The sequence below is a fragment of the Methylobacterium tarhaniae genome (assembly GCF_001043955.1).
Classification (GTDB): domain Bacteria; phylum Pseudomonadota; class Alphaproteobacteria; order Rhizobiales; family Beijerinckiaceae; genus Methylobacterium; species Methylobacterium tarhaniae.
This window is the reverse complement of the sequence record NZ_LABZ01000177.1, coordinates 1-8,009: the sequence shown is the minus strand read 5'-3', so window position 1 is coordinate 8,009 and position 8,009 is coordinate 1. Positions and strand designations below refer to the sequence as shown.

Genomic DNA, 8,009 nt, shown 5'->3' with positions numbered 1-8,009 from the left:
CAGAGGGGGGAGGGTTGGGCGCGCATCGCCCTGCCCTTGCTGTTCTTCCTGGGCACCCTCCCCGTTCACGCCGCCGAATCCGCCTCCGACCGCCTGCCCAAGCAACCCTTGGTCGTCGACCCCATGGCCCAGGGCCAGCAGATCGGCAAGCCCGGCGGCGACGTCGTCACCCTGGTCTCGAAGGCCCGGGACATCCGCTACATCTCGACCTACAGCTATACCCGCCTCGTCGGCTACGACAAGAACCTGGCGCTCAAGCCCGATCTTCTCGAGAGGATCGAGAACGACGGCGACAAGGTCTATACCTTCACCTTGCGCGAGGGCCATCGCTGGTCCGACGGCCAGCCCTTCACGGCGGAGGACCTTCGCTACTGGTGGGAGGACGTCGCCCTCGACAAGGAGCTGAGCCCGTCCGGCCCGCCGGAATTCATGATGGTCGACGGCCAGCCGCCGCGCTTCGAGGTGATCGATCCGCTGCACGTCCGCTTCACCTGGGACAAGCCGAATCCCCGCTTCCTGCCGGAGCTGGCCTCGCCGCGCGATCCCTTCATCTACCGGCCGGCCCATTACCTGAAGCGCTTCAATCCGCGCTACACGCCGAAGGCCGAGATCGAGCCGCTGGTGAAGCAGGCCAAGGTCAAGGGCTGGGCCGCGCTCCACAACCGGCTCGACGCGATGTTCGAGCAGACCAATCCCGACCTGCCGACGCTCCAGCCCTGGCGCGTCACCAATACGGCACCGGCGGCCCGCTTCGTCTTCGTGCGGAACCCCTATTACCACCGGGTCGACGTCAAAGGGCAGCAGCTGCCCTATATCGACAAAGTCTTCATGGACGTGGCGGCGGGCGGGCTCCTCGCCGCCAAGGCCAATGCGGGCGAGGCCGACCTCCTGTTCCGCGGCCTCAACATGGAGGACATCCCGATCCTGCGCGAGGGTGAGCGCGCCAAGGGCTACCGCACCCATCTCTGGCCCAGCGCCCGCGGCTCGGAACTGGCGCTCTATCCCAACCTCACCGTCACCGATCCGGTCTGGCGCAAGCTCAACCGCGACCTGCGCTACCGCCGCGCGCTGTCGCTCGCCATCGATCGCCGCACCCTCAACAACGCCCTGCTGTTCGGCCTCGGCACCGAGAGCAACGACACGGTGGTCGAGAAGAGCCCGCTCTATAAGCCCGAATATCGCACGCTCCATGCCGCCTACGACCCGGCCCAAGCCTCCCGCCTCCTCGACGAGATCGGGCTGACGCAGCGCAACGGCGCCGGCATCCGCCTCCTGCCCGACGGGCGCGAACTCGAGATCGTGGTCGAGACCGACGGCGAGAGCAGCATGCTCACCGACGGCCTGACCCTCATCGCCGAGTTCTGGCGCGAGGTCGGCGTCAAGCTGTTCGTCAAGCCGCAGGACCGCACGGTCCTGCGCAACCGTGCCTATTCGGGCGCCGCCGTGATGGTGGCCGCGCAAGGGCTCGATCTCGCGATGCCGACCGCCGAGATGTCCCCCGACGAGCTGGCTCCGGTCCACCAGGATACCTATGCCTGGCCGAAATGGGGCCAGCACGTCGAGACGCGGGGCAAGGAGGGCGAGCCCTGCGACATCCCCGAGGCGAAGGTGCTGATCGACCTCAACGCCCGCTGGATGGCGACCGCCGACAATGTCGAGCAGGCCAGGATCTGGGGTGAGATGCTGCTCAACCGCGCCGAGAACCAGTGGGTGATCGGCACCGTCACGGGCGCGCTCCAGCCGGTCGTCGCCAAGACCCGTCTCCTCAACGTGCCCGACAAGGAGATCTATAGCTGGAAGCCGACCGCCTTGATCGGGATCTACCGCATGGACCAGTTCTTTTGGGGCCCGAACCCGAAGGAGGCGTCGCGGTGATCCGCTACCTCGCCCGCCGCCTCCTCACCATGGCGGTCACGCTCCTGATCATCTCCGCCCTCGTCTTCGTCATCATCAAGCTGCCGCCGGGCGACTTCCTCACCAACCAGATCGCCGAGCTGCGCTCGCAGGGCGAGGCGGCCTCCGTCGCCAAGGCGCAGTTCCTGATGCAGCAATACGGCCTCGACCGCCCGGTCTGGGAGCAGTACCTGCGGTGGATCGGGCTATGGCCCAATCCCGAGGGCGCCTTCAACGGCCTGATCCAGGGCAATTGGGGCTGGTCGTTCGAGTATGACCGCCCGGTGCGCGAGGTGGTGGGCGACGCGCTCTGGCTCACCCTGGTGGTCAACCTGGCGGTGGTGATCTTCGTCCACCTGGTGTCGATCCCGATCGCGATCTACTCGGCGACGCGGCAATATTCGATCGGGGACTACGTCGCGACCTTCATCGGCTATATCGGGCTTGCCACGCCGTCCTTCCTGCTGGCGCTGGTGATGCTGTTCTATGCCAACCGCTGGTTCGAGGTGTCGATCGGCGGGCTCTACGACAGCGCCTATGCGGGCCTGCCCTGGACCTGGGACAAGATCCGCTCGCTGCTCGCCCACCTCGTCGTCCCGACCCTGGTGATCGGGTTAGGCGGCACCGCCGCGATGATCCGGCGGATGCGCGCCAACCTCCTCGACGAATTGGGCAAGCAATACGTCGTCACCGCCCGCGCCAAGGGCCTGCCGCCGACCCGGGCGCTCCTGAAATACCCGTTCCGGATGTCGCTGAACCCGTTCATCGCCGATATCGGCAACCTCCTGCCCCATCTCGTCTCGGGTTCGGTGCTGGTGTCGCTGGTGCTCAGCCTGCCGACCGTCGGGCCGATCCTGCTCGCCGCCCTCAAGAGCCAGGACCAGTTCCTGGCCGGATTCATCCTGATGTTCGTGGCGATGCTCACGGTAATCGGCATGCTGATCTCCGACCTGCTGCTCGCCTGGCTCGATCCGCGCATCCGCCTCGGGGGAGACGGCCGATGAGCCTGGAACTGCGCGACCGGCCGCACCACTTCGTCGACACCGCCCCGTTCGATCCCGGCCGCACCGAGCCGGTGGGGGCGGAGAGCAGCGCCGTCGACCGCGCCTCGTCCTGGCGCCTGACCTGGTGGAAGTTCCGCAAGCACCGGGTGGCGGTGGCGGCGGGGCTGATCCTGATCGCCTTCTACGCGCTGATCCCGTTCGTCGAGGTGATCGCGCCCTACAATCCGGCCAAGCGCCACGGCGACTACCTCTACGCGCCGCCGCAATCGGTCCACCTGTTCCACGAGGGCCGCCTCGTTGGGCCCTACACCCACCCCTACCACTTCACCTTCGACGTCGAGACCTTCCAGCGCAAGTACACGGTCGATCGCACGACGGTGCAGCCTCTGCGCTTCTTCTGCCGGGACGAGGGCTACGCGTTCTGGGGCATGATCGACACCGACTGGCACCTGGTCTGCCCGCCGAAGGACGGAACGATGTTCCTCCTCGGCACCGACCGGCTCGGGCGCGACCTGCTCTCGCGGATCATCTCGGGCACCCGGATCTCGCTCACCGTCGGCCTCGTCGGCATCGCGGTGTCCTTCGCCCTCGGCCTCTTCTTCGGCGGGCTCGCGGGCTATCTCGGCGGCTGGGTCGACAACGTGATCCAGCGCCTGATCGAGATCCTGCGCTCGCTGCCGGAACTGCCGCTCTGGCTCGCCCTCTCGGCGGCCCTGCCGCCGAACTGGAGCCCGATCCTGGTCTTCTTCGGCATCACGCTGATCCTCGGCCTCCTCGACTGGCCGGGCCTCGCCCGGGCGGTGCGCTCGAAGCTGCTCGCCTTGCGCGAGGAGGATTACGTCCGCGCCGCCGAGCTGATGGGGGCCTCGAAGAGCCGGATCATCGCCCGGCACCTGATCCCGAACTTCATGAGCCACCTGATCGCCTCGGCCACCCTGTCGATTCCCTCGATGATCCTCGGCGAGACGGCCCTGTCCTTCCTGGGCCTGGGCCTGCGCCCGCCGGTGACGAGCTGGGGCGTGCTCCTCAACGAGGCGCAGAACCTCGCAGCGGTGCAGCTCCATCCGTGGCTGCTGGCGCCGATCCTGCCGGTGGTGATCGTGGTGCTGGCCTTCAACTTCCTCGGCGACGGCCTGCGCGACGCCGCCGACCCGTACCACTAGGCGGGCATGCGCGAGCGCCCCGCCTCCCGGCTCCTCGTCCTCGACGGCGAGGGCCGGCTGCTGCTGTTCCGCTTCGTCTTCCGAACCGGGGCGCTGGCCGGAGAGGAATATTGGGCGACGCCGGGCGGCGGCGTCGAGGCGGGCGAAACCTTCGCGCAGGCCGCCATGCGGGAGTTGCGCGAGGAGACCGGCCTGACCTGCCCGGAGACGGCGCCCGAGGTCGCCGAGTGCCGCTTCACCATGCAGCTGTCGGATGGCGAGTGGGTGGCGGCGCGGGAGCGCTTCTTCGCGGTGCGGACCGGAACCGCCCCGCTCTCCCGCGACGGCTGGACGCCCAACGAGGTCGAAGTCCTGGCCGAGTATCGCTGGTGGACGCGGGCCGAACTGCTGACGCCGCCGATGCAGATCTATCCCGAGGAGATCGTGGCGATCTACGACGCGGCCCGGGCCGCCCTCGAGGGTCCCGCGTAACGCCGCGGGACCGGGGATCGCCTGCCGCTAGAGGCTGGCCAGCTCGGCGTCGAGCGAAGCCAGCTCGGTGCGCGCCTGGGAGATCAGGCGGGCGTGCTGCAACTGGAGGGCGCGGCTGTTGGCGCCCAGGCCCGCCGAGGAGCGGATCTCGGCGAGCATCCGCTCGTAGTCCTGAAGCTGCGCTTCGATGCGCCGGCGGCGCTCGGCGATGGTATGTGGCATTCCGGTTCCCCTTGGTTGTGGGGCAGGCCTGCTCGACGAGCCGACCCGCCATGAGCCAAGCCCGGCCGCCGGAACGGCCAGGCTTGCACAGCCAAGGTCATGGATGCGGCGAGAATGCGGCAAGGCCGCCCCGGATGGGGCGGCCGGCCGGCAAAACCCTTTAGTAACCGCGATAATAGCCGCGCGGGCCGGGACCCCAGCCGCCGCGATGCCCCCAGTGATGGTGGTGCCGGCGGAAGCCGTAGGCGCGGCCATAGGGCGGGCCGAAATGGCGGCGATAGCCGTAGCCGTAACGGGGGCCGTAGTGGCGGCGGTGGCCGTAATAGCCGTACTGCGCCCAGGTCGTCGGGGCCGCAGAGGCGGCGGTCTCGCTCAAGGGAGCGGCGGTCGCGCCCTGCGGCAGGGCGGCGGCACCGCCGAGGATCAAGCCAGCGGCCAGCATCACGGTCTTCAGCACGTCGTCGGTCCCTCACTCGTACAGGCCTCCGGAGGGAGGCATGGACGGCGGAAACGCGCGGGGGCGGGAAAGCGTTGCGCGCCTTTCGTCACAGGGTGAACGGTGTGTGTCGAGGAGCGCCGCCGCTAGGCCATCTTGAGCGTCATGTCGACGACGCGGGCGTTGGTCGCGCCCTTCACCAGGGCGATGCCGTGCTCGCAATCCTCGCGGCGGGCATAGCCCTCGCCCGAATCGGCCACCACCTCGCCGTTCTCGGCCCGCAGGCGCCAGCGCCACTCGCCCTTGCCGTCCCGGTAGAGTTCGAAGCGCATCGGTGCCCTCCTGCCATGATGTGTCACGGCAACAGATGGGGCCGCACCGATCGGAGACAACGTCCGTCGGCATCGCTCCCGCGGCCCGGTCCGATCGGGGATCGGGCGGAGGCGCAGGCCCGAACTGTTCGAGGCCGCGGCGCCTGCGGCGCGACGGACCCGACGCGGCGCGGTGCCTTCCGCCGGGCATGGATTGTCTGCGCGTCGCGCCCGACCACGATCACCATGCCCGACCGCTCCGGATCCGGCCGACGAGGAGAGCGAGCCTGCCGGATACGCGAGGCCCCGGTTTTTCGGTAAAGAACGGAGAGCTGAGTCCGGAGATCTCCCATGCGCCTTGCCCTTGCTGTCCTGATGATGGCCCTCTCAGCTCCCCCTGCGTCGGCTCAGGAGCGCGGCGCACCTGCCCCAACGCCGCCGCCCGCACTCGACGGCCGGGGGACTGGATTACGCTCCTACCTGTACTTGAAGCCGGAAACCGAGGCGGCGGCGGCCAAGGCTGAGGCGCGGATGCACGCGCTGGAGCGGCGAAGCGCGAAGAGGGTCCGCCATGTCACCGGGAGCATCTGCCACGGCTGCTCCGGCGGCCGCGAGGCCGTCCGGTCGCGCAGCGCGAATGCGCAAGCTCCAGGGAGCGATCAGCGCGGCGATGGGATCGTGATCAGGGATCCGGCTCAAGCGAGACTGGACTGATCACGGACACCGACGGCGGCCGCCTGGGCGGCTCGCCCCGTCGTCCTGCCGATCATGGCCGGGGCCGCGTGGCGTGACGATCGCAGGCGGATGGCGCTGCGGCGTCGATCCTGCCGCGTCGGCGCTGCCCGCTCCTGGTCTTCCGGCGCGGCGCATCAGGAGCGGCAAGTCGGGCTCCGCGCGTCGCAGGCCCCGCTGGACGATGGATGCATCGCGGCGTCGGTCACGAGAGGCGCGACGATGGCGGCCAGCACCGAGCGGCCCTCCCCTCTCCATCTTCCGCACCGTGTGAACCGGCTCGGAGACGTTCGACGACAGCCCCGGAATGCAGGAAGCCCGCGCTCCTTCCGGATGCGCGGGCCTCTGATCATTCGACGCGAAGCGATGGCTCAGCGCGGGGCGCGGTCGAGCCAGCCGATCGAGCGGCCGTCGCGGTTGCCGCCGCCGCCCGCCGGGCGCTGCTGGCGGTTGCCGTCCGCGCGCTGGCCGCCTTGGGGACGACCCTGCCCTTGCGGACGACCCTGGCCCTGCGGCCGGCCCTGCCGGCTCTCATGCCCGCCGCGGGCATCCTGGCCGCCGCGGCCGTCATGGGCGCGCGCCTCGCGGGGCTCCTGCGGCCGGCCGGCGCCGTGGCGCGGCTGACCCTGGCCGCCGCCGGGGCGACCCTGGCGCTGGCCGGGCTGCTGGCCCTGGCGGCCGCCGCCGGGACGCTGGCCGCGCGGGCCGGGCTGGCGCCGGTCACGCTCGGCCTCGGCCACGGCTTGCGCGGCCTCCTCGCGGCTCGGGGGCACGAAGCCCTCGGGGATCGCCATCACCGGCACCTTCTGCCGGGTCAGGCGCTCGATGTCGCGCAGATACGCCTTCTCCTCGTCGTTGCAGAACGAGATCGCGAGGCCGTCTTTGCCGGCGCGCGCGGTGCGGCCGATGCGGTGGACATAGGCCTCCGGCACGTTCGGCAGGTCGAAGTTGACGACGTGCGACACGCCCTCGACGTCGATGCCGCGGGCAGCGATGTCGGTCGCCACCAGCACACGGCAGGTGCCGGCCCGGAAGGCGGCGAGCGCGCGCTCGCGCTGCGGCTGCGACTTGTTGCCGTGGATCGCCGCCGAGCCGATGCCGTCGCGCTCGAGGCCGCGCACCACGCGGTCGGCGCCGTGCTTGGTGCGGGTGAAGACCAGCACCCGGTCGATCGACTCGTCGCGCAGGATCGTCCCGAGCAGCGACTGCTTCGAACCGGTCGGCACGAAGACGACCTTCTGGTCGACCCGCTCGGCGGTGGTGGCGACCGGGGTCACCGCGACCTGCACGGGGTTCTTCAGGTACTGGTCGGCGAGGCCGGCGATGTTCTTCGGCATGGTGGCCGAGAAGAACAGGCTCTGGCGCTCGGCCGGCAGCAGCTTCACGATGCGCTTGAGGGCGTGGATGAAGCCGAGGTCGAGCATCTGGTCGGCCTCGTCGAGGACCAGGTACTCGACGCCGTCGAGGGTGAGCGAGCGGCGGTCGATCAGGTCGAGGAGCCGGCCCGGGGTGGCGACCAGCACGTCGACGCCGTTGGCGAGCGCCCGCTCCTGGCGGCCGATGGTGACGCCGCCGAACACCACCGTGGTGGTCAGCTTCAGGAACTGGCCGTAATCCTTGAAGCTGTCGGCGATCTGGCTGGCGAGCTCGCGGGTGGGGGCGAGCACCAGCACGCGGCAGCCACGGCGTGGGGCCGGCTTGCCGGCGTTCTCGGTGGCGAGACGGTGCAGGATCGGCAGCGCGAAGGAGGCGGTCTTGCCGGTGCCGGTCTGGGCGA

Annotated in this window: 8 protein-coding genes; 4 read left to right on the top strand and 4 right to left on the bottom strand. The window is 70.0% G+C overall.

The features are described from left to right. The 4 genes from VQ03_RS22895 to VQ03_RS22880 form a co-directional block, all read left to right on the top strand. Positions 1-1,875: ABC transporter substrate-binding protein (locus tag VQ03_RS22895; protein WP_048453216.1), on the top strand; the 1,875-nt coding region annotated here is incomplete at its 5' end. Then, positions 1,872-2,897, top strand: a complete 1,026-nt coding sequence (locus VQ03_RS22890) for an ABC transporter permease (protein ID WP_048453215.1) — start codon at positions 1,872-1,874, stop codon at positions 2,895-2,897. The genes VQ03_RS22895 and VQ03_RS22890, both read left to right, overlap by 4 nt. Beyond that, entirely contained in the window at positions 2,894-4,060 is a 1,167-nt protein-coding gene (locus tag VQ03_RS22885) for an ABC transporter permease (RefSeq protein ID WP_048453214.1), read from the top strand. The genes VQ03_RS22890 and VQ03_RS22885 overlap by 4 nt, the downstream gene beginning before the upstream one ends. 6 nt (positions 4,061-4,066) lie before the next feature. Further along, positions 4,067-4,531, top strand: a complete 465-nt coding sequence (locus VQ03_RS22880; RefSeq protein ID WP_048453213.1) for an NUDIX hydrolase — start codon at positions 4,067-4,069, stop codon at positions 4,529-4,531. Positions 4,532-4,558: 27 nt separating this feature from the next. Here the strand turns inward: VQ03_RS22880 and VQ03_RS22875 are convergent, their stop codons facing one another. The 4 genes from VQ03_RS22875 to VQ03_RS22860 form a co-directional block, all read right to left on the bottom strand. Next, complete coding sequence (locus VQ03_RS22875; protein WP_048453212.1) at positions 4,559-4,753, bottom strand: hypothetical protein; 195 nt, start codon at positions 4,751-4,753, stop codon at positions 4,559-4,561. A gap of 160 nt (positions 4,754-4,913) precedes the next feature. Beyond that, positions 4,914-5,210, bottom strand: coding sequence for a hypothetical protein (locus tag VQ03_RS22870; RefSeq protein WP_048453211.1), 297 nt, complete (start codon positions 5,208-5,210; stop codon positions 4,914-4,916). A gap of 125 nt (positions 5,211-5,335) precedes the next feature. Next, on the bottom strand, positions 5,336-5,521 hold the full coding sequence (locus tag VQ03_RS22865; protein WP_048453210.1) for a YegP family protein: 186 nt from the start codon (positions 5,519-5,521) through the stop codon (positions 5,336-5,338). 1,082 nt (positions 5,522-6,603) lie between these two features. Next, on the bottom strand, positions 6,604-8,009 hold a 1,406-nt coding region (locus VQ03_RS22860; RefSeq protein ID WP_048453209.1), incomplete at its 5' end, for a DEAD/DEAH box helicase.

Excerpts from the sequence above, each read along its gene's own strand:
- VQ03_RS22885 (WP_048453214.1), top strand. The coding sequence starts at position 2,894 with ATGAGCCTGGAACTGCGCGACCGGCCGCACCACTTCGTCGACACCGCC.
- VQ03_RS22880 (WP_048453213.1), top strand. The coding sequence starts at position 4,067 with ATGCGCGAGCGCCCCGCCTCCCGGCTCCTCGTCCTCGACGGCGAGGGC.
- VQ03_RS22875 (WP_048453212.1), bottom strand. The coding sequence starts at position 4,753 with ATGCCACATACCATCGCCGAGCGCCGCCGGCGCATCGAAGCGCAGCTT.
- VQ03_RS22865 (WP_048453210.1), bottom strand. The coding sequence starts at position 5,521 with ATGCGCTTCGAACTCTACCGGGACGGCAAGGGCGAGTGGCGCTGGCGC.